Annotated in this window: 19 protein-coding genes; 11 read left to right on the top strand and 8 right to left on the bottom strand. The window is 66.6% G+C overall.

Annotated elements, in window-relative coordinates; translation table 11 throughout:
- Positions 1-14: 14 nt before the first annotated feature.
- Positions 15-1,166 carry a type III PLP-dependent enzyme gene (locus ACOXXX_RS07515; RefSeq protein ID WP_422825946.1) on the bottom strand — a complete coding sequence of 384 codons (1,152 nt, stop codon included), beginning with the start codon at positions 1,164-1,166 and terminating at the stop codon, positions 15-17.
- Positions 1,167-1,281: 115 nt separating this feature from the next.
- Here ACOXXX_RS07515 and ACOXXX_RS07510 point away from each other — a divergent pair, with 115 nt between their 5' ends.
- Complete coding sequence (locus ACOXXX_RS07510) at positions 1,282-1,716, top strand: Lrp/AsnC family transcriptional regulator (RefSeq protein ID WP_422825945.1); 435 nt, start codon at positions 1,282-1,284, stop codon at positions 1,714-1,716.
- Between the two features lie 14 nt (positions 1,717-1,730).
- Here ACOXXX_RS07510 and ACOXXX_RS07505 read toward each other — a convergent pair whose 3' ends face one another.
- Together ACOXXX_RS07505 and ACOXXX_RS07500 are read right to left on the bottom strand one after the other, a co-directional pair.
- The gene (locus ACOXXX_RS07505; protein WP_422825944.1) at positions 1,731-2,129 is read right to left on the bottom strand and encodes a hypothetical protein; all 399 of its coding nucleotides are present in this window, start codon (positions 2,127-2,129) and stop codon (positions 1,731-1,733) included.
- A gap of 46 nt (positions 2,130-2,175) precedes the next feature.
- Positions 2,176-3,201 (bottom strand): alkane 1-monooxygenase, encoded by a 1,026-nt coding sequence (locus ACOXXX_RS07500; RefSeq protein ID WP_422825943.1) that lies wholly within the window; start codon positions 3,199-3,201, stop codon positions 2,176-2,178.
- A gap of 206 nt (positions 3,202-3,407) precedes the next feature.
- Between ACOXXX_RS07500 and ACOXXX_RS07495 the strand changes: the two genes are divergently transcribed.
- On the top strand, positions 3,408-5,093 hold the full coding sequence (locus ACOXXX_RS07495; RefSeq protein ID WP_422825942.1) for an NAD(P)H-dependent oxidoreductase subunit E: 1,686 nt from the start codon (positions 3,408-3,410) through the stop codon (positions 5,091-5,093).
- Between the two features lie 39 nt (positions 5,094-5,132).
- Here the strand turns inward: ACOXXX_RS07495 and ACOXXX_RS07490 are convergent, their stop codons facing one another.
- Positions 5,133-6,017, bottom strand: coding sequence for a transglycosylase SLT domain-containing protein (locus ACOXXX_RS07490; RefSeq protein WP_422825941.1), 885 nt, complete (start codon positions 6,015-6,017; stop codon positions 5,133-5,135).
- A gap of 102 nt (positions 6,018-6,119) precedes the next feature.
- On the opposite strand from ACOXXX_RS07490, the gene ftsY reads away from it, so the two are divergent.
- The 5 genes from ftsY to glmM all read left to right on the top strand — a co-directional run bounded on the left by ftsY (position 6,120) and on the right by glmM (position 11,349).
- Complete coding sequence (gene ftsY / locus ACOXXX_RS07485; RefSeq protein ID WP_422825940.1) at positions 6,120-7,487, top strand: signal recognition particle-docking protein FtsY; 1,368 nt, start codon at positions 6,120-6,122, stop codon at positions 7,485-7,487.
- A gap of 44 nt (positions 7,488-7,531) precedes the next feature.
- Positions 7,532-7,921, top strand: coding sequence for a metallopeptidase family protein (locus ACOXXX_RS07480; RefSeq protein ID WP_422825939.1), 390 nt, complete (start codon positions 7,532-7,534; stop codon positions 7,919-7,921).
- Between the two features lie 103 nt (positions 7,922-8,024).
- The gene (locus ACOXXX_RS07475; RefSeq protein ID WP_422825938.1) at positions 8,025-8,957 is read left to right on the top strand and encodes a dihydroneopterin aldolase; all 933 of its coding nucleotides are present in this window, start codon (positions 8,025-8,027) and stop codon (positions 8,955-8,957) included.
- 39 nt (positions 8,958-8,996) lie between these two features.
- On the top strand, positions 8,997-10,016 hold the full coding sequence (gene folP, locus ACOXXX_RS07470; protein WP_422825937.1) for a dihydropteroate synthase: 1,020 nt from the start codon (positions 8,997-8,999) through the stop codon (positions 10,014-10,016).
- Complete coding sequence (glmM, locus tag ACOXXX_RS07465; RefSeq protein WP_422825936.1) at positions 10,006-11,349, top strand: phosphoglucosamine mutase; 1,344 nt, start codon at positions 10,006-10,008, stop codon at positions 11,347-11,349. The genes folP and glmM overlap by 11 nt, the downstream gene beginning before the upstream one ends.
- A gap of 120 nt (positions 11,350-11,469) precedes the next feature.
- Here glmM and ACOXXX_RS07460 read toward each other — a convergent pair whose 3' ends face one another.
- On the bottom strand, positions 11,470-12,003 hold the full coding sequence (locus ACOXXX_RS07460; RefSeq protein ID WP_422825935.1) for a DUF2937 family protein: 534 nt from the start codon (positions 12,001-12,003) through the stop codon (positions 11,470-11,472).
- A 114-nt stretch (positions 12,004-12,117) separates the two neighbouring features.
- Entirely contained in the window at positions 12,118-13,461 is a 1,344-nt protein-coding gene (gene proS / locus ACOXXX_RS07455; protein ID WP_422825934.1) for a proline--tRNA ligase, read from the bottom strand.
- On the opposite strand from proS, the gene ACOXXX_RS07450 reads away from it, so the two are divergent.
- The 4 genes from ACOXXX_RS07450 (at position 13,460) to ACOXXX_RS07435 (ending at position 18,174) form a co-directional block, all read left to right on the top strand.
- Positions 13,460-14,068 carry a hypothetical protein gene (locus ACOXXX_RS07450; protein WP_422825933.1) on the top strand — a complete coding sequence of 203 codons (609 nt, stop codon included), beginning with the start codon at positions 13,460-13,462 and terminating at the stop codon, positions 14,066-14,068. The two genes, proS and ACOXXX_RS07450, sit on opposite strands and share 2 nt — an antisense overlap.
- 124 nt (positions 14,069-14,192) lie before the next feature.
- Entirely contained in the window at positions 14,193-15,260 is a 1,068-nt protein-coding gene (locus tag ACOXXX_RS07445; RefSeq protein ID WP_422825932.1) for an AI-2E family transporter, read from the top strand.
- Position 15,261: 1 nt separating this feature from the next.
- Positions 15,262-15,957 (top strand): chromosomal replication initiator DnaA, encoded by a 696-nt coding sequence (locus ACOXXX_RS07440; protein ID WP_422825931.1) that lies wholly within the window; start codon positions 15,262-15,264, stop codon positions 15,955-15,957.
- Between the two features lie 39 nt (positions 15,958-15,996).
- Positions 15,997-18,174 carry an RNA degradosome polyphosphate kinase gene (locus ACOXXX_RS07435; protein WP_422825930.1) on the top strand — a complete coding sequence of 726 codons (2,178 nt, stop codon included), beginning with the start codon at positions 15,997-15,999 and terminating at the stop codon, positions 18,172-18,174.
- A gap of 8 nt (positions 18,175-18,182) precedes the next feature.
- On the opposite strand, the gene ACOXXX_RS07430 is transcribed toward ACOXXX_RS07435, so the two are convergent.
- Both ACOXXX_RS07430 and ACOXXX_RS07425 read right to left on the bottom strand, forming a co-directional pair.
- The gene (locus ACOXXX_RS07430; RefSeq protein ID WP_422825929.1) at positions 18,183-19,526 is read right to left on the bottom strand and encodes a TrkH family potassium uptake protein; all 1,344 of its coding nucleotides are present in this window, start codon (positions 19,524-19,526) and stop codon (positions 18,183-18,185) included.
- Between the two features lie 3 nt (positions 19,527-19,529).
- Positions 19,530-20,195 carry a potassium channel family protein gene (locus ACOXXX_RS07425; protein WP_422825928.1) on the bottom strand — a complete coding sequence of 222 codons (666 nt, stop codon included), beginning with the start codon at positions 20,193-20,195 and terminating at the stop codon, positions 19,530-19,532.
- Between the last annotated feature and the right edge of the window lie 189 nt (positions 20,196-20,384).

Here is a 20,384-nt window from a genome sequence, read left to right as displayed (position 1 = left end):
GTGCAGTCAGGACATTAGAGGCTGGTCTTCGCGTGTCCAGTCCCCGCGGCCAGGGTAACGATGCGTTCCGCCCCGTATCCGTTGAACCGGGTTCCCAATGTGCGGGAATAGGCGCCCATCCCTGCAATCAGCAGGTGATCCCCTTCGGCAATATCCGACGGCAGCGGCACCGCGTCCGGCACCCGGTCGAGCGAGTCGCAGGTCGGCCCGAAGACGGTGAAGGCGCGCCTCTCTCCGCTGGGCAACGGACGGCCGCCGCGCAAGACGGTGATCCGGGGGCTCGCGGGCAGGTCGCGCCATTCGGCCAGCGCGCCATAGAGCCCGTCGTTGAGCGTCACCGCATCCTTGGACACCGCCTTGACCCGCAGCGCGAGCGTAAAGGCTTCGGCCACCATGGCGCGGCCCGGCTCGCACACAAGCCGCGGCGGAGTGGCGCCAAAGGCGTGCTGCACCGTTTCGGCGATGGCGGCGAAGACCGCGCCCAGATCCGGCGCCGCGCCTGCCCGGTGCGATGCGAAACCGCCCCCGACGTTGAGCCGCGCCAGCTGCACGCCAGCCGCCTTGGCCACGTCCGCCGCGGCGCGGATATAGGCGCGCCACAGGTCCGGCGCGTCGCATTGGGTGCCGGGGTGAAAGGTCATCGACGGGGTGAGGCCCCGCGCCTGCACCGCGCGAAGCAGGTCCGCCGCGAGGGTCGCATCGGCGCCGAATTTCGACCCGAAATCATAGGCCGCGCCGGTCAGCGGCAGTTTCAGCCGCACCGCCACCTCGCTGCGTTTCGGGATCTCGCCCAGCTTGTCCAGCTCTGACCAGCGGTCCACCGACCAGGAGGTCACGCCATGTTCTATCCCTTGGGCGATTTCCAGCTGCGACCGCACCGGATTGTGGAAATGCAGCGCCGCCGTCGGACAGGCCGCGCGCACCGCCACCATTTCGGGCACCGACGCCACGTCGAATGCGCGCAGTCCCGCCGCCACGAGGTTGTCCAGCACGCAGGCCGCCGGATTGGCCTTGACCGCATAGGTCACCGTCCCGGGAAAGTCCGCCTGGAACCGCGCGGCCGTCGCCTGCAGGACGCGGGGGTCGAAAAAGAACACCGGATCATCCGGTGCCTCGCGCATCAGCCAGAGCCGGGGATCGCTCAGAAACGCCTGTTGTGTGACCATCTGCCTTGCCTCGTTTTGTTGGTCTTATGGGACCAGTCTGGGCCGGTCTCTTGCCGGACGGCAGTGGCAGATGGTACCTATCGATTCATTCTTTCGGCAGATTGACGGACAACCCATGCAGATCGACGAAACCGACCAACAGCTTATCGCGCTTCTGTCGCAGGATGCCCGCGCGCCGGTGGCCGATATGGCCCGGCGTCTGGGCATCGCGCGCACGACCGTGCAGGCGCGCATCGACCGGCTGCAGGCGCGCGGCGTCATCGCCGGATATACCCTGCGCCTGGGCGCCGCGCACAAGGCCCCGATCCGCGCCACGGCGCTGGTGTCGATCGAACCGCGCGCCGCCGCCGCCGTGCTGGCGCGGCTGCAATCACTGCCGGGGGTCGAAACTGTGCACACCACCTCTGGCCGGGTCGATCTGATCGTCACCCTGCGCGCCCAAAGCACCGAGGCGCTGGATGACACGCTCGACCGGATCGGCGAGGCGAAAGGCGTCAGATCATCGGAAAGCCTGATCCATCTGAGCACGAAGATCGACAGGTCGGCCTGACCGGCCCCAAAGCGTCAGACACCCACGTCGGGGCCGAAACACATCATCGGCTCATCGTCCTGGCGCGCCTCGTACAACGATGTCGCGGTGGGGTCGTTTTCGAAGATCGCCCGCAGGCCCGACCCTTCGCGGAAGAATGACCAGCATTGCGGGGTCGGGTTGTCCTCATAGACAAAGCAGATCTGATCCGCCTCTTCATACCAGAACCCGTCCTTGCACTTGCCATCGAGGAAGGACCATTGCACCTGCCGGTTCTCGAGATAGCGCTCGACACCGTAGGCTTGGCCCGCCTGCCCGAAATAGAGCGTCTTTCCGGTGACATAGGCCTCGAACTCTGCACCGCTCATGGCGGTTTGGGCAAAGCTGGCGCTGGCGCTCAGCAGACCGGCGAGGATGAAGGCAAGACGTTTCATGCAGTGCAGTCTGAAACGACGGCGCGCGGGGCGCAACCGCGATTGCTCAAACGTGATCGAAATCACCCGACCAACGGCGCGCGCGCCTGTCCATGAGGCGCCGCCACACCGGCGGCAAAAGCGCCAGCACCGCCATCACCGGCAGCGAATGCGGCAGGATCGGCATCGCCTCCCGGTCGAGCGTCAGCCCGGGAAAGGGTTTCGCAGGCTTGGCATGATGGTCGGAATGGCGCGGCGCGTTTAGCATCAGCGCGCTGGAAAACCCGTGCGGCGCGTTCCAGCTGTGCGCCGGGCCGACAGGTTCCCACCGGTCCCCCCGTTGCCGCCGCCGTAGCCCGTAGTGCTGCACGTAATCCGACAGCAGAAGCTGCGCCTGCGCATAGATCGCCAGCGCCAGCAGCCAGAGCACCCCGGCGATGCCACCCAGCCCCCAGGCCAGCGCCAGCGAGGCCGCGGCGCCTGCGCCATAAGCGAGGTAAGGATGCAGGCCCCCGCCGCCCCTGCGCGCACGCATCGCGCTGTCGGCCCGGTAGCCTTCGCGAAAGGAACCGACCCAGGCCCGCAGGGCGAAGCGATAGAATCCTTCGCCCAGACGGGCGGAATTGGGGTCGCGGTCGGTGGCCGCGTGAATGTGGTGCACCCGCGGATGGGCCGAGGCGTGGTGCCCGAAGAGGATCGAGGCATAGACCAGCACCCCCAGCCTGCGCACGCCGCGTTCGGGCTGGTGAATAAGCTCGTGCGCGTTGGAATTGCTGACCTGGCCCAGGAACAGCGCCAGCGCCACAAAGCTCAGCCCGGTGTTGACCGGCCCCAGCGTGCCTTGCGCCAGCACCGCCACCCCGCCGTAAAGCAGCGGGAAATGCACCAGCCCCAGCACCAGCGACAGCCCGCGGCCGGCGGGAAATTCCTGCCCCTCGGGCGCGTCGGGTGCTGCAAAGGCGGCGATCCGGTCCATGCAGAATGTGAAGACCGTCACGTAGAGCAGCGCCAGAAGCGGCCAGACGCCGCCAAGGGTCAGCGCCAGCGCCAGAAGCCCGGCCAGCCCCAGCGTGATGAGGGTGAATCGCGTCACGTGCCTGCCTGTCCTTCCGCCCTATCCAAATGGCTGCCTTAAGCCCGGTGCCGGGCCATGGTAGTCCTATCGGAAAATTCCGTCACGCATGGGACGAAACCGCGACAAATTCGGGCCGCTTCGCGAGGGCTTTGGGTCGTTTTTGGTCTCGCGCGCCACCAACACTTCGCTAGGGTGCGCGAAACCGCTGGATAGAGGGGCCGGACATGGCACTGGACGAACGCAAGGGTGTGTGGAAACGCGGCAAGGGCAAGGGCCGTGTGCATACCAAGGGCCGACCGCTCGAGGATGACGCCTGGGCCGAGGTTCAGGCGCTTTTGGGCGACGCCCCGCGCCGCCGCGACTTGCTGATCGAGCATCTGCATCTGCTGCAGGATGAGTTCGGCCACCTGTCGGCCCGCCACCTGCGCGCCCTGGCCGAGGAAATGCGCCTGTCGATGGCCGAGGTCTACGAGGTCGCGAGCTTCTACGCGCATTTCGACATCGTGAAGGAAGGCGAAACACCGCCCCCCGCGCTGACCATCCGGGTCTGCGATTCGCTGTCCTGCGAACTGGCGGGGTCCGAAGCGCTGCAAAAGGCGCTGGAGGATGGGCTTGATCCGTCCGAAGTGCGCGTGGTGCGCGCGCCCTGCATGGGCCGCTGCGACACCGCCCCGGTGCTGGAACTGGGCCACGCCCATATCGACCACGCCACCCCGGAAAAGGTGAGGGCCGCGATCGAGGCGGGCGACACCCATGCCCATATTCCAGACTACCAGGACTACGCGGCCTATGCCGGGGACGGCGGATACGAAACCCTCAGGTCCCTGCGCGACGGCGGCGACTGGGAGGCGGTGCAGCAAAAGGTGCTTGATTCCGGGCTGCGCGGCCTGGGCGGCGCGGGCTTTCCGTCGGGCAAGAAATGGGGCTTTGTCCGGGCCAATTCCGGCACCCGCTACCTGGCCGTCAACGGCGACGAGGGCGAACCGGGCACCTTCAAGGATCGCTATTACCTTGAGCGTGAACCGCATGTTTTCCTTGAAGGAATGCTGATCGCCGCCTGGGCGGTCGAGGCCGAAACCTGCTTTGTCTACATGCGCGACGAATACCCCGCGGTGATCGAAATCCTGCGGCGCGAGATCGCGGCGCTGGAAACCGCGGGCGTGGTGACGCCGGGATATATCGACCTGCGCCGCGGCGCGGGCGCCTATATCTGCGGCGAGGAATCCGCGATGATCGAAAGCATCGAGGGCAAGCGCGGCATCCCGCGCCACCGCCCGCCCTATGTGGCGCAGGTGGGTATCTTCGACCGCCCGACGCTCGTGCACAATGTCGAAACGCTCTACTGGGTGACCAGGGTCTGCCGCGAAGGGCCCGAGGTGCTCAACAGCACCGAAAAGAACGGGCGGCGCGGGCTGCGGTCCTATTCCGTATCGGGCCGCGTGAAAAACCCCGGCGTCTACCTGCTGGCGGCAGGTTCGACCATCACCGACATCATCGAAGCCGCGGGCGGAATGCTCGATGGCCATACGCTGAAGGCCTATCAGCCGGGCGGGCCGTCGTCGGGGCTGCTGCCCGCGTCGATGGCGGATGTGCCGCTTGATTTCGACACGCTGCAACCGCACGGCTCTTTCATCGGCTCGGCCGCCGTGGTGGTGCTGTCGGACAAGGACAGCGCCCGCGATGCCGCGCTCAACATGCTGCGGTTCTTCGAGGATGAAAGCTGTGGCCAGTGCACGCCCTGCCGGGTCGGTTGCGAGAAGGCGGTCAAGCTCATGCAGGCGCCGCATTGGGACCAGCCGCTGCTGGAAGAGGTCTGCCAGGCCATGGCCGACGCGTCGATCTGCGGTCTGGGCCAGGCCGCGCCGAACCCCATTCGCCTGACGATGAAGCATTTCCCGGACGAACTCTGACGCCCGGGTCCAAGCGTAGGGTGGGTTTTCAACCCACCCTCAGCCGTTGCGGTAGACCGCGCAGAGGCAGCCGCTGGCCTTGAGCCTGGCGCAATATTTCCACGCGGCATCGCGGTCGTTGCGCCCGATGCGGGCCATGTAGTACCCGCCACGCGGGCTGGCGCGGCTTTTTTCATAAACGTAATCCACCGTCTCGCCCTTCAAAAGGCCGGTGCACCGTCTGGTTCTGGCTTCCAGTTTCTGCTTCGCACTGGCCTTGGACGTGCCAAAGGCCACCTGCACCCCCCAGGGTTTGATCTTGGGTTCGGGCCGGGGATAGGCCGTCAGCCGCCGGTTGCGTGCGAGATCGTAGCAGGCCGGACGAAAGGCCTTGTCCTTCTGCAGACGGAAATCATGGCTCTCGGGCGGGGCGTCGCGCCAGTCCTCGGCCGTCAGGCCGGTGATGATCTGCACGTAATCGATGGTTTCCCGCGCCAGACCGCCGGTCTTGGCGATCAGCCCCTCGGCGCGCCGCTCTCCGCCGTTGTAGCCCACGGCCGCCAGCCCCTGGTTGCCATAGCGCTGCGCCATCTCGCCCAGGTAATCGGCGGAATGCTCCAGCGCCAGCGCCGGGTCGTAGCTGTCGCGCAGCCCGCGCAGGGCGGCGGTGGAATCGATGAACTGCGCGATGCCGCGCGCGTTGGCCGGGCTCAGCGCGTTGGGGTCAAAACGGCTTTCCTGCCAGATCAGCCGCGCGAAGAAGCCCGGGTCCAGCCCGTTGGCGCGGGCGAAGACCTCGATCGCCTGGCAGGTGTCGTGCACGAAATGCTGCGGGCGGATGCAGTGCACATGCCCCCATTTGCCAGAGCTGCACATTACCCCCGGGTCGGCCCGGGCCGGACCCAAAAGGCCGCACAGCATCACCAAGAAAATCAACCAGCGCATGTTTCGACTAGGCCCGGTACGCGCGCAAAAATCAACTGCCACTTTCCCTCTGCCCCGGCAGGCATTAGGTGAAAGGCATCTGGAACCAGCGCGGGGCGGGTGATGTCCTTTTTCGGCAAACTCAAGAGCAAGCTCTTCAAATCCTCCTCACGGCTCGAGGAGGGGCTGGATGCCATTGTCGAGGATGGCGGCAGCGCCGATCCCGCGCCGAGGCCCGATCTGCCCGACCCCGAGCCGCCAAGGGTACCCGAACCTGCGCAGCCGGACGTGACGCCGCCCGACGACCCGGTTCCGACGCCCCCGGCCGAAACCCCGCCCGACGCCCCCGTCGAGGCGCCTCAGCCCAGCGATCCGGAACCCGACTTGCCCCCGGACCCGACGCCCGATCCAGGCCCCGACACGCCGCCGCCGACGGATCCGTTCCCGGCGCCCACACCGCCGCAAACGCCGCAGGCCCCGCCGACCGAGGTGCCACAGGCCGCGCCCCCGCGCCCCGCGCCCACGCCGGTCGAGATCCCGCAGGCCGCCCCCGCCGCCCCGTCGCCCGCGCCGGTCGAGATCCCGCAGCCAGAGGTGCCGAAATCGCCGGGCCTGCTGGGCCGCCTGATGGGCCGCAAGACCGACGCGCCGGTGATGCGCCGCACCCTGGACGACGACATGCTGGAACAGCTGGAGGAGTTGCTCATCGCCGCCGACATGGGCGTCGACACCGCGCTGCGCGTCACCGCCAACATGGCCGAAGGCCGCTATGGCCGCAAAGTATCGACCCGCGAGATCAAGGAGCTGCTGGCCGCCGAGGTGTCGCGGATCATGGACAGCGTCGCGCGCCCCATGCCGCTTTATCCCACCAAGCCGCAGGTGGTGCTGGTGGTGGGCGTCAACGGGTCGGGCAAGACCACCACCATCGGCAAGCTGGCGTCGCAGTTCCGCGCCGCCGGAAAGTCGGTGGTGATCGCCGCCGGCGACACCTTCCGCGCCGCTGCCGTCGAACAGCTTCAGGTCTGGGGCGACCGCGCCGGGGTGCCGGTGCTGACCGCCCCCGAAGGATCGGACCCCGCGAGCCTTGCCTTTGACGCCATGACCAAGGCGCAGGCCGAAGGCGCGGACCTCTTGATGATTGACACGGCGGGGCGGTTGCAGAACCGCGCCGACCTGATGGAGGAGCTGGCCAAGATCGTCCGCGTAATCCGCAAGAAGGACCCCGACGCGCCGCACAACACCCTGCTGGTGCTGGATGCCACCACCGGACAGAACGCCCTGCGCCAGGTCGAGGAATTCCAGAAGCTGTCGGATGTCTCGGGCCTGGTGATGACGAAACTCGACGGCACCGCCAAGGGCGGCGTGCTGGTGGCGCTGGCCGACAAGTTCGGCCTGCCGATCCATGCCATCGGCGTGGGCGAACAGATCGACGATCTTGCCCCTTTCGATCCCGAGGAATTCGCCGCCGCGCTGACCGGGCTGGACAGCTAGGCCATGGGCACGGCGGGCGCTTTGCTGTCGCGCGGGCTGATGCGATGACCCGCACCGACCTGGCCAGCATGGAAGAGACCGCCCGCGCCACGGTCCGCAGCCTGCCCGCGCCCTTTGCCGAGGCCGCAGCGCAGGTGGTGCTACAGGTGGTCGACTGGCCGCCTGACGACATCCTGCGCGATCTGGGCATGACCGACCCGCTGGACCTGACCGGGCTTTACGACGGTATCCCGATGACCGAGAAATCGAGCTTCGATCCCGCGCCCTTTCCCGACACGGTCTGGCTTTTCCGCGAACCGATCCTTCAGGAATGGCGCGACCGGGGTGACGTGACGTTGGACGCGCTTGTGGCGCATGTGACGGTGCACGAATTCGCCCATCACTTCGGCTGGTCCGACGACGACATCGCCACCATCGACCGCTGGTGGGAGTAGCGCCGACCGGATTTCGTCCGACACCCCCTTTTGGCGCGGTGGCATTGCGCGCCACCGCAGGTTTAGGGTAGTCCGGTTCGAACCGCAGTTCCGGAGCCGCGCCATGAGCACCGAAATTCACCTTGCCTTTGCGCATCCCTCGGAACGGGCGATCGCCACCGCGGGGGACGATCCGCGCGACAGGATTTCCCTGCGCGACCACATCCGCGAGGTCGAGATCGGCGCCTTTCAGGCCGAACGCGGCACGACGCAGCGCATCTGCTTTAACGTGGTGGTCGAGGTGATCCCCTTTACCGGGCCGCTCGACGACGATGTCGACCGCATCCTGAGCTATGATCGTGTGACCGAGGCCATCGCGTTCGAGCTTCAGGCCGAACGGGTCAACCTGTTGGAAACCCTGGCAGAACGTATCGCCGAACGCATCCTGCTGGAACCGCAGGCGCTGCGCGCCTTCGTGCGGATCGAAAAGCTCGACCGCGGGCCCGGCGCGCTTGGCGTCGAAATCGTGCGGTCCCGCCGTGATCTGGGCGACCGGGTGGAAAGTGCCGCGCAGGAACGCCCGCATCCGCGCGTGGTGTACCTGTCGAACGCCGCGATTGCCGATGCGAACCTGCCCGGCTGGCTCGATACGCTGCAGGCGGCCGGCGCGCCGCTGATCTTCTGCGTGGGCGCGCCGGACGTGGCCCCGGTCCAGCCTGGCCAGCCGCACCGGATGGTGCAGCGCCGCATCGACCTGCTGGCGCTGGAACAGAACGGCTGGGTCCTGGCGGCGCGCGATGACCGGTGCAAGGTCGTGGCCACCCGGACAGAGCTCGACTGGGCGATGAAGAACGGCCAGGTCTGCGTCTGGGCGCCTTCGAAGATCGTGCTGGACAGCACCGACAGCCCCGCGGTGCCGCCGCGCGACAGCGTGGCGTTGGCGGCCTGGTTCGCGGGCCACATGACGGCGCGGGAACTGCTGGTGGTGGGCGAAGCCCCACCCGAGGACTGTTCGGTGCCGGTGCGCGCCGTAGGCCTGTCCGACCGGATGATCTGACCCCTTGCAACCCCGCGGCCGATCGCCCATGCAGACCCCATGAGCAGTTACTTCCGCCCCCTCGTGCGCAGCGACCGCAGCGCGCCGGACGCCGCCCTGCCCGTCGCGGGCGGTCCGCGCTGGTTCACCCATGCCGAACGTCTGGACCGCGACGGCACCCGCACCCTGGTCGATCTGGATGCGATCCCGCCCGACATGCTGACCGCGATCACCGCTCCGCGCCCGGCGATTTGCGGGCTGACGATGGACCGCCCCCGGATCATGGGCATTCTCAACGTCACGCCCGACAGCTTTTCCGACGGCGGCCAACATGCCAGCGCCGCGAAATCCACTGCGCACGGTCGGCGGATGGTGGCCGATGGTGCCGACCTCATCGACGTGGGCGGCGAATCCACCCGCCCCGGCGCCGAAACCGTGCCCGTGCCTGCGGAAATCTCGCGGGTCGAACCGGTGATCCGCGCGCTGCGCCACGCCGTGGCGGTGCCCATTTCCATCGACACCCGCAAAAGTTGCGTTGCCAAGGCGGCGGTTGATGCCGGCGCCACGCTGGTCAACGACGTGTCGGGCTTTACCCATGACAAGATGCTGGCGCCCTACTGCGCGCGCCACGACCTGCCGGTTTGCGTGATGCATGCGCGCGGCGATCCCGAAACCATGCAGGCCGATCCGCGCTACGACGACGTGCTGCTGGATGTCTACGACTTCCTCGCCGCACAGGTCGCCATGCTGGAAGAGGCCGGATTGCCGCGCGCGCAGGTGCTGATCGACCCTGGCATCGGCTTTGGCAAGACCGTGGCGCACAACCTGGCGCTTCTACACGGCATCGCCCTGTTTCATGGCATCGGCTGCCCGATCCTGCTGGGGGCCTCGCGCAAGGGTTTTATCGGCAAGCTGTCGCACACCCCCGATGCGGCGAAACGGGCCCCCGGGTCCATAGCGGTAGCCCTTGCAGCCGTGGCACAAGGTGTGCAGGTTCTGCGCGTGCATGACGTGGCCGAAACCCGGGCCGCGCTGAACCTCTGGCAGGCGGTCGAGACAGGAGAGACCCATGGCGCGTAAACTTTTCGGCACCGACGGCGTGCGCGGGACCGCCAACATCCACCCCATGACAGCGCAGATGGCTCTGGCCATCGGCGCCGCCGCCGGGCGCTATTTCCGGCGCGAGAAAAGCGGCGTGCATCGGGTGGTGATCGGCAAGGACACGCGGCTGTCGGGCTACATGTTCGAAAACGCGCTGACCGCCGGGCTGACCTCCACGGGCATGAACGTGCTGCTGCTGGGGCCGGTGCCGACGCCTGCGGTGGGGCTGCTGACGCCATCGATGCGCGCCGATCTGGGCATCATGATCTCGGCCAGTCACAACCCCAGCAAGGACAACGGCATCAAGTTCTTCGGCCCCGACGGGTTCAAACTGTCGGACGAGGTCGAATCCGAAATCGAGACGCTGGTCGATTCCGGCGTGGACCTCGCCCCGTCCCAGGACATCGGTCGCGCGCAGCGGATCGACGATGGCCGGTTCCGCTATCAGGAGCGGGTGAAATCGACCTTCCCGACCGGCATGCGGCTGGACGGGATGAAGGTGGTCATCGACTGCGCCAACGGCGCCGCCTATCGCGCCGCGCCCGAGGTGCTGTGGGAACTGGGGGCCGAGGTCATTCCCGTGGGCGTGTCCCCCGACGGCCACAACATCAACGACAATTGCGGATCGACCAAGCCTCGCACCGCCGCCGAGGCGGTGGTGGCGCATGGCGCGCATATCGGCATCTGCCTTGATGGCGATGCCGACCGGGTGATGATCATCGACGAGACCGGCACCGTGGCCGACGGCGACCAGATCATGGCGCTGATGGCCGCCCGCTGGGCCGAGGAGGGACGCTTGCGCGACGGCACGCTGGTCGCGACGGTGATGTCGAACCTTGGCCTGGAACGATTCCTTGACGGCAAGGGCCTGCGGCTGGAACGCACGGGCGTCGGCGACCGCTACGTGGTCGAGGCGATGCGTCGCAGCGGTTGGAACCTGGGCGGCGAACAATCGGGCCATATCGTCATGACCGACTATGCCACCACCGGCGACGGGCTGATGGCGGGGCTGCAGTTCCTGGCGGAAATGGTGCGCACCGGCGTGCCCGCCAGCACCCTGAGCAAGAGCTTCGAGCCGGTGCCGCAACTGCTTAAGAACGTGCGCTTCGGCGCCGGTCAGACCCCGCTCGAGACACTGAAGGTGCAGCAGCGCATCGCCGAGGCCGAGGCGTCGCTCAAGGGCAAGGGACGGCTGCTCATCCGCAAGTCGGGCACCGAACCGCTGATCCGGGTGATGGCGGAATGCGAGGACGCGGCGCTGCTGACCCAGGTCGTCGACGGCATCGTGGACGAGATCAGCGCGGCGGTCTGAGCGGAGCACGGGCCCGGAAAACACGTGTTTTCCGGATCGGAATTCTCAAGAATTCCGGCGTCTGTCCGGCAACGCTTTCGTGCGGCAGCCGGAAAACACGGGTTTTCCGGTCCGGAATTCTCAAGAATTCCGATTCTCGACCGCGGCCTGTGGCGGGCGGGACCGACCGGGCCGCCGGAAGACCCCGCCAAAAACCCCCGCGAGCATCGCGACCAGCGCCCATCCGCCGAAAAAGCCCGTGCCTGCGAAAACCGCGCCTTCGAACGTGGCGGGCACCGATGGCTCGAAGGCCTCCCAGGCGCGGGCGGCGATGTCGGGGTCGCCCATGTGCCCCGCCAGCCGGGCGCGCATGAACGGCCCCGCCCCTTCCAGCGCGGCCAGATCCGCCTCGAGCCGGGCGTGGCGCGCGATGATGTCGGCCATGCTTTGCGACCGCGCCGCGCCAAAGGCCCCGCCGCCCGCGAGGTCCGCCAGAGCTGCCGCGCGATCCAGACCCACGCTTTCTGCATCCCCGTCGAATTGCGCGACCACGCGCGACAGTTCGTCCACGGCCCCGCCAAGGCGTTGCTGGTATTGCTGCGAAAACGCGGGAAACTGCGACAACCCCGCGGCCCCGGTCAGCCCGGCGGCCAGGGTCAGTGCCCGAAGGATCATGCCTGCGCTCCTTGCCTGCGGCCCTCTTGCGGGGCCTCAGGCGGCAGTCTAGCGCAAAACCGGCGTGCTGTCAGCGGCGATGGCAAACCTCGCGCAACGCCTCAGAAACCCGGCTCAGATCTTTGTTTTTCCGTAGATTTCCGCAATCCGCGCCACGGCCTCTTCGGGCGGCAACTCTTCGCTTTCGCCGCTGCGGCGCGAGGTCAGTTCGACCACCCCGTTCTTGAGCCCGCGCGGCCCGACGGTGATCCGCCAGGGCAGACCGATCAGGTCCATCGTCGCAAACTTGCCGCCCGCGCGTTCGTTGCGGTCGTCGTAAAGCGGCTCCAGCCCCAGCGCCGTCAGGCTGGCATACAGCGCCTCACAGGCTGCATCCGCCTCGTCGTCGCCCTGCTTGAGGTTGACGATCCCGCAATGGAACGGCGTGACGCCCTCGGGCCAGATGATGCCCTTGTCGTCGTGGCTCGCCTCGATGATCGCGCCCACCAGGCGGCTGACCCCGATCCCGTGAGAGCCCATGTGCACGGGCACCTTGTTGCCCGCGTCATCGCTGACGGTGGCGCCCATGGCGTCAGAATACTTGGTCCCGAAATAGAAGATCTGCCCGACCTCGATCCCGCGCGCGACGCGGCGGCGCTCCTCGGGCACCTTGTCGAACAAGGCGGCGTCGTGGGTCTCGTCCGTGCGGGCATAGCGCGAGGTGAACTCCTCGAGCACGGCCTGACACTGCTCTTTCGAATCGTAGTCGATGACCCGGTCGCCGAACTTCAGATCGGTGATCTCGGAATCGTAGAACACTTCCGACTCGCCGGTTTCGGCCAGCACGAGGAATTCATGCGTGTTGTCGCCGCCGATGGGGCCGCTGTCGGCGCGCATCGGGATCGCCTGAAGCCCCATGCGTTCGTATGTGCGCAGGTAGGTGACCAGATGGCGGTTGTAGGCGTGCAGAGCGTCCTCTTTCGTGAGGTCGAAGTTGTAGCCGTCCTTCATCAGGAACTCGCGCCCGCGCATCACACCGAACCGGGGGCGCACCTCGTCGCGGAACTTCCACTGGATGTGATAAAGCGTCAGCGGCAGGTCCTTGTAGCTGCTGACATGGCTACGGAAGATGTCGGTGATCAGCTCTTCGTTCGTGGGGCCGTAGAGCATGTCGCGATCGTGCCGGTCGCGGATGCGCAGCATCTCGGGGCCGTAGGCGTCATAGCGCCCCGACTCGCGCCACAGGTCCGCCGATTGCAGCGTCGGCATCAGCATCGCGATATGGCCAGCGCGCGCCTGTTCCTCGTGCACGATCCGTTCGATGTTGCGCAGCACCTTGAAGCCCATGGGCAGCCAGGAATAGATTCCGGCGCTTGCCTGCTTGATCATGCCCGCGCGCAGCATCAGCCGGTGCGACACGATCTGCGCCTCGGCGGGGGTTTCTTTCAGAACAGGCAGAAAATAACGGCTCAGGCGCATGACGGACCCCTTGTTGGTCGGTGATGGCCCGGTTGTGAGGCAACGCGGCAGGCTTGGCAAGTTCACGGTTGCACGAATCTCTGCCCCGCCGCACGATTGCGGCATGACCTTTGGACGACGCACTTCAATGCAGGTGGTCGCGCTCTGCGCATCCCTGATCTGCCTGGCGATATTGGCGCCCCCTGCAAAGGCCCAGCAAGACCCCTGGCAACCCACCGGCCCCGTCTTCCAGATTGAACTGAAGCGCGGCCAGGACCTGCTGAAAAGGGCATATCGCAAGTGCCCCGCCGGATTTCACGAACGTCAGCGCATCTTCAACCCAAAAGACCAGTCGCAGACCGTGCAGTTCCAGTGCCTTAGCGGTCTGGCGGTGCCACGTCTGCCAAGCGTGCAGCAGATCGGGCGCATCAGCGGCAAGCCGCTTTTCCGGGTCGCCTGTGCGAAAGCCGGCGACTGCTTTGTCATGGCCGGTCAGGCCTGCTCTGGCGGCATCGATATCCTGGACTATGGGACGCCGGTGTCCAAGGGCGGCATGTATTACGCGCAGGCGCTGAAGGTTGGCAACCGCTGGCGCGAGGCCACCTTCTACAGCTTTGTCTGCGATTAGCCGCCGCAGCATCGGCAAACCGCCAATGCGCGGTCCCGCGTCACCTGCAATGGTGCGGCTCTGCCGCCCTTGAAACCCGGCGCGGGACGGGCGATGAAGGGCTGAACCTTCCAAGGACCGGACCATGTCGCTTTCGCCGCGCGATCAGCTGAAATACTGGGGCATCGCCGCGGCGGTCTTCGTGGTCGTGCTCTGGGCGCTTGGCAACGTGCTGCTGCCGTTCCTGATCGGCGGGGCCATCGCCTATTTCCTCGATCCGGTGGCCGACCGGCTGGAGCGGCTCGGGCTCAGCCGCGCGCTGGCCACGGCGACGATCACCCTCGTGGCGATCCTGATCTTCGTGCTGCTGGTCCTGCTGGTGGTGCCGACGCTGATCCAGCAGACCGGACAGCTGGTCAACACCGCGCCGCAGCTGTTCGACAACCTGCAGACCTTTCTCGCGCAACGCTTTCCCACCCTGCTGGACGAAGGCGGCGTGGTGCGTGAAACGCTGGTGTCCATCGGCAACACGATCAAGGACCGCGGCGGAGAGTTGCTCAACACCGCGCTGTCCTCTGCCGCGTCGCTGATCAACATCGCGCTGCTTTTCGTCATCGTGCCCGTGGTCGCCGTCTACCTGCTGCTTGACTGGGACAACATGGTTGCCCGCATCGACGAGCTTTTGCCGCGCGAACATGCGCCCACCGTGCGCCGCCTGGCGTCGGACATCGACGACACGCTGGCCAGTTTCATCCGCGGCATGGGCACCGTCTGCCTGATCCTGGGCACCTACTATGCCGTGGCGCTGATGGTGGTGGGGCTGCAGTTCGGTGTGGTGGTCGGCTTTGTCGCCGGGCTTGTCACCTTCATCCCCTACCTGGGTGCACTGATCGGCGGGACGCTGGCGATCGGGCTGGGCCTGTTCCAGTTCTGGGGCGACTGGGTGTCCATCGGGCTTGTGGCCGGCATCTTCGTGCTGGGCCAGGTGATCGAGGGCAATGTGCTGACCCCCAAGCTGGTCGGGGATTCGGTCGGCCTGCACCCGGTCTGGCTGCTGCTCGCGCTGTCGGTCTTTGGCGCGCTCTTCGGCTTTGTCGGTCTGCTGGTGGCGGTCCCCATGGCGGCAAGCCTCGGCGTCGTGACGCGCTTTGCCGTGGCGCAGTACAAGGACAGCCGTCTCTACCGCGGCACCGACGACCCGGACACCCCCTGACATGGCCCAACAGCTGCGTTTCAACCTGCCGGTGCGCCCCGCCCTGGGCCGTGGTGATTTCCTGGTGACCGAGGCCAATGCCGTGGCCACGGCGCTGATCGACGACTGGCAGGGCTGGCCCGGATCGAAACTGGTGCTGACCGGGCCGCGCGGCTCGGGCAAGACGCATCTGGCGCATGTCTGGCAGGCCTCGGCCGACGCCGCGCTCCTGCCCGCGCGCGACCTGGCCAGCGCCGACATTCCCGCGCTCGCCACCGGCTGCGTCTGCGTCGAGGATACGGAAACCATTGCTGGGGATCCCAAGGCCGAGGATGCGTTGTTCCATCTGCACAACCTCACGCTTGCGCAGGGTCATTCGCTGCTGGTCACGGCACGGCAGGCCCCCAGCCGCTGGGGGCTGACGCTGCCGGATCTCGCCAGCCGCCTGAACGGCACCACCGTCGCGCGGCTGCAGCCGCCCGACGACATGCTGCTGACGGTCGTGCTGGCCAAGCTCTTTGCCGACCGCCAGATCGTGCCCGCCGCGGATGTGCTGCCCTACCTGGTGCGCCACATGCCGCGCAGCTTTGCCATGGCGGGCGCGGTGGTCGAGGCGCTGGATAACGAGGCGCTTGGCCGCCCCAAGGGCGTGACCCGCAAACTGGCGAGCGAAATTCTCGCCGGGCTTGCGTCCGCCCCCCCGGACAGCCCAGAATGACGTCACGATACCGTCACACTTCCTGCCAATAAGGCGCTTATGACCAAAGCAGATTTCCTGACCGCCCCGCTGCCGGATCCGGTGCCCTATGATCACGTCGACCTGAAGGGTCCGGCGCGCTTTTTCAACCGCGAACTCAGCTGGCTGGGGTTCAACTGGCGGGTCCTGGAAGAGGCTGAAAACCCGAGGGTGCCACTGCTGGAGCGGCTGCGCTTTCTGTCGATCTCTGCGGCGAACCTGGATGAATTCTATACAGTGCGGGTCGCGGGCCTGCGCGAACTTGCGCAGGCAGGCAACACCACGCCCGCCGCCGACGGTCTGACCCCGGCCGAACAGCTGGTGCTGATCAACGAGGATGCCCGCCGCCTGATGGCCGCGCAGCAGCGCGTGCTGATCACCCTGCGCGCGGAAATGGCGTCGGAAGATATCGCCGTGCTGAGCCGCAGCCAGCTGACCGACGACGACAAGCGCCTGCTCGAGACCTATTTCCTGGAACAGGTGTTTCCGGTGCTGTCGCCGCTGGCGATCGACCCCGCGCACCCCTTCCCGTTCATCGCCAACATGGGCTTTTGCCTGGCGCTGCAGCTGGAACGCAGCCGCGACAAGCGCACGTTGCAGGCGCTGCTGCCGATTCCGGCGCAGGTCGACCGATTCGTGCCGCTGCCCGCCCCGAACGGCGGGCACCGGTTCCTGATGCTCGAGGATCTGCTGCTTCTGCATCTCGACAGCCTGTTCCCGGGCTACCGGGCCAAGGATCACTTCGGCTTTCGGGTGCTGCGCGACAGCGACCTCGAGGTCGAGGAAGAGGCCGAGGACCTGGTGCGCGGATTCGAGGTGGCGCTCAAGCGCCGCCGCCGGGGCGAGGTCGTGCGGCTGACGGTGTCGGCGGGCGCGCCGAAGGCGCTCAAATCGGTGGTGATGAACGAACTGCACGTCAAGGATGACGAGGTGATCGAACTTGACGGCATGATCGGCGCGGCGGACCTCAAGGAACTGGTGCTCGACGCGCGGCCCGACCTGCTCTGGCCCACCTTCACCCCGCGCGTGCCCGAACGGGTGCAGGATTTCGAAGGCGACATGTTCGCCGCGATCCGCCAGAAAGACATGTTGCTGCACCATCCCTACGAGACGTTCGAAATGGTGACGCGGTTTCTCGCGCAGGCGGCGCGCGATCCGGATGTGGTGGCGATCAAGCAGACGCTTTACCGCACGTCGCGCAACTCGCCCATCGTCGACGCGCTTTGCGAAGCGGCCGAAGACGGCAAGTCGGTGACGGCACTGGTCGAACTCAAGGCACGCTTCGACGAGGCCGCCAACATCCGCCAGTCGCGGCGGCTGGAACGGTCGGGCGCGCATGTGGTCTATGGCTTTCTGGACTGGAAAACCCACGCCAAGATCAGCACCGTGGTGCGGCGCGAAGGCGCCAAGCTGGTCACCTATACCCACTACGGCACCGGGAACTATCACCCGATCACCGCCAAGATCTACACCGATCTGAGCTTTTTCACCTGCGACCCGGCGCTGGGGCGCGATGCCACCAAGGTGTTCAACTACCTCTCGGGCTATGCCCAGCCCGAGACACTGGAAAACCTCGCCATTTCTCCGCACGGGCTGAAACCCCGCATGCTCGAGATGATCGCGGCGGAGGCGGAGCATGCCCGGGCGGGCAAGCCCGCGCAGATCTGGGTCAAGATGAACTCCCTGATCGAGCCCGACATGATTGACGCGCTTTACGCCGCAAGCGAGGCCGGGGTGCGGATCGACCTGGTGATCCGCGGCATCTGCGGTGTACGCCCCGGCATCAAGGGGCTGTCGGAAAACATCCGCGTCAAATCCATCGTCGGGCGGTTTCTGGAGCATTCGCGCATCGCCTGTTTCGGCAACGGCTTTGGCCTGCCGCACAAGAAGGCGCGGGTCTTCATTTCCTCGGCCGACTGGATGGGCCGCAACCTGTCGCGCCGGATCGAAACCCTGGTCGAGATCAACAACGCCACCGTGAAGGCGCAGATCGTGCGGCAGATCATGGCGGCGAACCTTGCCGACACCGCGCAAAGCTGGGTGATGGCGCCGGATGGATCGTTTTCGCGCGAACTGGTGCCCGAAGGCACCTTTGCCTTCAACTGCCACCGCTTTTTCATGGAAAACCCGTCGCTGTCGGGCCGCGGATCGGCCGGTGCCGCGGACGTGCCGGACCTGACCCATACCGACGACGGCTGAGGCCCCCGTTAGCCCAAGTATATCTGCCCTGCCGGATAGCGCACCCGCGGCACGCTGCGGGTGGCCAGAAAGAACCCCAGCGCCAGCGGCCCCACCCGGCCCACGAACATCATCAGCATGATGAAGGCCAGCCCGATGCCGTCCAGTTCGGCCGTCGCCCCGCGTGACAGGCCCACGGTGCCGAAGGCCGAAGTCACCTCGAACGCGAGGTCGATGAACGCGCCGTCATGGCTGATCGACACCACGAAGATGCCCGTCAGGACCAGCAGCATCGACACGGTCGTCAGCGCCATGACCTTGAGCACTTCCTCAAGGCCCAGAGACCGGCCAAAGGCGTGCAGCGCCTTCTGCCGCCGAAAGAACGCGACCGTGGCCAGCAGCAGCACGCACAGCGTCGTCACCTTGATGCCACCCGCGGTCGAGGTGCTGCCGCCGCCCACCAGCATCAGCGCCATCGTCAGCAGCGTCGTGCTGTCGTGCATGCCGCCGGTGTCGATCGTGTTGAACCCGGCAGTGCGCGGCGTCACCCCCTGAAACCAGCTGGCCCAGATCTTGTCCCCGGTGGAAAGCGGGCCCAGCGTCGCGGGATTGGTCCATTCCAGCGCGCCGAAGGTCACCGTGCCCCAGACGATCAGCACTGCGGTGCCCACGAGCATAAGGCGCGAATGCAGCGTCAGCGCCCGCCATTTGCGTTTCTGGTAGATGTCGCCCACCACGATGAAGCCAAGGCCCCCGAGGATGAAAAGCACCGGCACCACGATGTTGACCACCGGGTGCCCCACCCATTGCGACAGGCTGTCGGGATGCAGCGCGAAGCCCGCGTTGTTGAAGGCCGAGATCGAGTGAAACACCGCCTGCCAAAGCCCGTCGATCCCGTATTGCGGCACGAAGACAAAGGCCAGGATCAGCGCCCCCAAAGCCTCGCACAAGAGTGCGACGACGATGATGATCCGCACCAGTACCGTGAGGTTCGACAGCGACGTCTGGTTCAGGTCCTCGCGCAGGATCATGCGCTGCGGCATGCCCACAGGGATGCCGAGCGCGCTGAGCACCAGGACCGCAAAGGTCATCAGCCCCAGCCCGCCCAACTGGATCAGCCCGGCGATCACGAACTGGCCAAACCCGGTGAAGGCCGCGCCGGTATCATGCAGCACCAGCCCCGTCACAGTCACCGCCGAGGTCGAGGTGAAGAGCGCGTCGATCAGCCCCACATCTCCATGATGCGAGATCGGCAACCACAAGAGTCCCGCCCCCACGGCGATGAAGACGAGGTAGAGCAATGCAAGGGTCAAGGGCGGCGGGATGCGCAGCCTGCGACGGCCGTGCAATTTGCCCGCTATGCCACCCACCATCGTTCAGAGACTCGCGGCAAAGCTGCGCAGATCATGGCGCCGCCCCAGCAAAAGCAGAAGATCGTCGCGCTCCAGCGTGCAACCGCTGCCGTCGTTTCCGACGAACTCGGTGCCGCGCATCACGCCGATGCAGCGCAGCTTGTAGCTTTCGTTATGCGGCAGATCGGCCAGCTTCTTGCCCTCGAGGCTTTCGGGGATGCGGAAGTTGACCACGTGGTAGCCGTTGCCAAGGCTCACGTAATCGCGCACCAGCGGGTTGTGCAGCACCTGCGCGATGTGCTGGCCGACCTCGACCTCGGGGTGAATGACCCGGTCCACGCCCAGACGACTGAGGATGCGGTGATGGGTCTTGGTCTTGGCCTTGGCCCAGATCACCGGCACGCCCAGCAGCTTGAGGTTCATTGCCGACAGGATGCTGGCCTCGAGGTCCGATCCCATCGCCACGACGCCGATGTCGCATTCCGCCAGCCCAGCCTCACGCAGCGCCGCCTCGTCCCGGGCGTCGGCGATCATCGCCTGGCTCAGGGTTTCGACATGGTTGGCGACCCGCTGGTCGTCGATGTCGATGCCGATGACGTTGTTGCCGAACCGCTGGAGCTCCGTCGCCACGGTGCCGCCGAAATTGCCCAGCCCGATCACCCCGAACACCCGACCGTTCTTGCGCGACATGTCGCCTCCAACCCACAGGCCCGGACCGGATCCGGGCACTCCTTCGCAGGCGCGCCATCGGCCCGCCCGTTTCCAGCACCTATACCAGCCGTGCCCGAAATCAACGATCCCGGCCTGGATGATTGGCAGAAACCGTCCCGCCCGGACCCGATAACGCAATATCATTAGGCGCGTGCGCCTGACCGGGGT

The sequence above is a fragment of the Thalassococcus sp. BH17M4-6 genome, assembly GCF_049323015.1.
Lineage (GTDB): Bacteria > Pseudomonadota > Alphaproteobacteria > Rhodobacterales > Rhodobacteraceae > Puniceibacterium.
The sequence above is the reverse complement of the archived record's forward strand: the minus strand, read 5'-3'. Positions and strand labels throughout refer to the sequence as shown.

Excerpts from the sequence above, each read along its gene's own strand:
- ACOXXX_RS07515 (WP_422825946.1), bottom strand. The coding sequence starts at position 1,166 with ATGGTCACACAACAGGCGTTTCTGAGCGATCCCCGGCTCTGGCTGATG.
- ACOXXX_RS07510 (WP_422825945.1), top strand. The coding sequence starts at position 1,282 with ATGCAGATCGACGAAACCGACCAACAGCTTATCGCGCTTCTGTCGCAG.
- ACOXXX_RS07505 (WP_422825944.1), bottom strand. The coding sequence starts at position 2,129 with ATGAAACGTCTTGCCTTCATCCTCGCCGGTCTGCTGAGCGCCAGCGCC.
- ACOXXX_RS07495 (WP_422825942.1), top strand. The coding sequence starts at position 3,408 with ATGGCACTGGACGAACGCAAGGGTGTGTGGAAACGCGGCAAGGGCAAG.
- ACOXXX_RS07490 (WP_422825941.1), bottom strand. The coding sequence starts at position 6,017 with ATGCGCTGGTTGATTTTCTTGGTGATGCTGTGCGGCCTTTTGGGTCCG.
- ftsY (WP_422825940.1), top strand. The coding sequence starts at position 6,120 with ATGTCCTTTTTCGGCAAACTCAAGAGCAAGCTCTTCAAATCCTCCTCA.
- ACOXXX_RS07480 (WP_422825939.1), top strand. The coding sequence starts at position 7,532 with ATGACCCGCACCGACCTGGCCAGCATGGAAGAGACCGCCCGCGCCACG.
- ACOXXX_RS07475 (WP_422825938.1), top strand. The coding sequence starts at position 8,025 with ATGAGCACCGAAATTCACCTTGCCTTTGCGCATCCCTCGGAACGGGCG.
- folP (WP_422825937.1), top strand. The coding sequence starts at position 8,997 with ATGAGCAGTTACTTCCGCCCCCTCGTGCGCAGCGACCGCAGCGCGCCG.
- glmM (WP_422825936.1), top strand. The coding sequence starts at position 10,006 with ATGGCGCGTAAACTTTTCGGCACCGACGGCGTGCGCGGGACCGCCAAC.
- ACOXXX_RS07460 (WP_422825935.1), bottom strand. The coding sequence starts at position 12,003 with ATGATCCTTCGGGCACTGACCCTGGCCGCCGGGCTGACCGGGGCCGCG.
- ACOXXX_RS07450 (WP_422825933.1), top strand. The coding sequence starts at position 13,460 with ATGACGGACCCCTTGTTGGTCGGTGATGGCCCGGTTGTGAGGCAACGC.
- proS (WP_422825934.1), bottom strand. The coding sequence starts at position 13,461 with ATGCGCCTGAGCCGTTATTTTCTGCCTGTTCTGAAAGAAACCCCCGCC.
- ACOXXX_RS07445 (WP_422825932.1), top strand. The coding sequence starts at position 14,193 with ATGTCGCTTTCGCCGCGCGATCAGCTGAAATACTGGGGCATCGCCGCG.
- ACOXXX_RS07440 (WP_422825931.1), top strand. The coding sequence starts at position 15,262 with ATGGCCCAACAGCTGCGTTTCAACCTGCCGGTGCGCCCCGCCCTGGGC.
- ACOXXX_RS07435 (WP_422825930.1), top strand. The coding sequence starts at position 15,997 with ATGACCAAAGCAGATTTCCTGACCGCCCCGCTGCCGGATCCGGTGCCC.
- ACOXXX_RS07430 (WP_422825929.1), bottom strand. The coding sequence starts at position 19,526 with ATGGTGGGTGGCATAGCGGGCAAATTGCACGGCCGTCGCAGGCTGCGC.
- ACOXXX_RS07425 (WP_422825928.1), bottom strand. The coding sequence starts at position 20,195 with ATGTCGCGCAAGAACGGTCGGGTGTTCGGGGTGATCGGGCTGGGCAAT.